3 protein-coding genes are annotated in these 1,140 nt (G+C 65.7%); 1 reads left to right on the top strand and 2 read right to left on the bottom strand.

Going from position 1 to position 1,140, the window contains the following annotated elements:
* A partial coding sequence (locus APM_RS12460) for a DUF167 domain-containing protein (RefSeq protein ID WP_007423734.1) occupies positions 1-205 on the top strand: 205 nt, incomplete at its 5' end.
* Here APM_RS12460 and APM_RS12455 read toward each other — a convergent pair.
* Together APM_RS12455 and APM_RS12450 are read right to left on the bottom strand one after the other, a co-directional pair.
* On the bottom strand, positions 183-545 hold the full coding sequence (locus APM_RS12455) for a DUF4870 domain-containing protein (RefSeq protein WP_007423733.1): 363 nt from the start codon (positions 543-545) through the stop codon (positions 183-185). The two genes, APM_RS12460 and APM_RS12455, sit on opposite strands and share 23 nt — an antisense overlap.
* A 37-nt stretch (positions 546-582) precedes the next feature.
* Positions 583-1,140: hypothetical protein (locus APM_RS12450; RefSeq protein WP_007423732.1), on the bottom strand; the 558-nt coding region annotated here is incomplete at its 5' end.

Here is a 1,140-nt window from a genome sequence, read left to right as displayed (position 1 = left end):
CCGTGCCAATGACGCGGTTCTGAAGGCGCTGGCCGCGTGGCTTGGCATCGGCGCTGCGCGCCTCGCATTGCGCGCCGGCGGTCAGGCGCGCGACAAGCTGGTGCTCGTGGCGGGCGGCAGCGCCGATGAATTCGCCGGTCCGCTGGCGGCGGTGAGCGGCGCCGGCGAGGCGCCGCCCGGCGTCACGACAACAGGCGCAAGGTGAAGCGGTAGCGCACGCTCTCGCCGCGGGAGGCCCGGATCGCGCCGAGGATCAGCATGATCACGTCGGCGACCCCGACGATGATCGCGAGCGGAATGCCGACGACCGAGAGAATCAGCGTCGCGGTCAGGAGATAGGCGATCAGCATCAGGCCGAGCACGGTGATCTGGAAATTGAGCAGTTCGACGATCTGCTTTCTGGTCGTGGTGCCGTCCTTCGCGACGAAATAGCCGACGAGCGGCGAGAATACGCCGAAGAAAAGGCTGGCCAGGGTGAAGATCACGACGAAGTTGCGATCGTTGGTGGCGGCAAGATCGCTGGCGATGGCATTCTGGTCTGACATGTTGGAACTCCGGTCTGGAATGGCGGCAAGCCTGAATTCAGAGCGAGGGCTTCGCCGCCGGCTGCTGGTTGGCGTGGGAGACGGTCTTCGCCTGCTGGCTTGCCGCGGCCGCGCGCTCGCGCGCGATGTCGCTGTAGATGCTGCCGGCATCGAGCATCAGTTCCGACAGGAACTGGACATGCCCGCCGAAGCTGTTGTTGGCCGACATGGTGATCTGCAGCACCTGCGGGCAGTCCTTCGACCCGTTGTAGAGCTGGGACGGCACCGCGTTGAACGCGCCGGAGATGCAGCCGCTCTGCAGCGTGTAGATATTGTCGGCCAGCTTGTGGGCCGGGTTCGCCCCGGTCCAGTCGACCGCGCCGATCGTGAAGCCGTCCGGCGTGCCGTATTGCGACAGCATGGCCGCGAACAGGTCATGCACGCCCGGCGCCTTGCCGAGATCCTTCGCGTCGGACGGGAACGTCGCCTCGCGGTTGACCGCGACAACCTTGTTGCCGCTCGCCGGCGAGGTGTACTGGATGAAGATCGTCTGGGAGATGTCATCCGCGAAATTCCGCGGGTCGGAATGGCTGGTCACCGTCATGTCGGCAACGAA

The sequence above is a fragment of the Acidiphilium sp. PM genome, assembly GCF_000219295.1.
GTDB lineage: Bacteria > Pseudomonadota > Alphaproteobacteria > Acetobacterales > Acetobacteraceae > Acidiphilium > Acidiphilium multivorum.
The sequence above is the reverse complement of the archived record's forward strand: the minus strand, read 5'-3'. Positions and strand labels throughout refer to the sequence as shown.

Excerpts from the sequence above, each read along its gene's own strand:
- APM_RS12455 (WP_007423733.1), bottom strand. The coding sequence starts at position 545 with ATGTCAGACCAGAATGCCATCGCCAGCGATCTTGCCGCCACCAACGAT.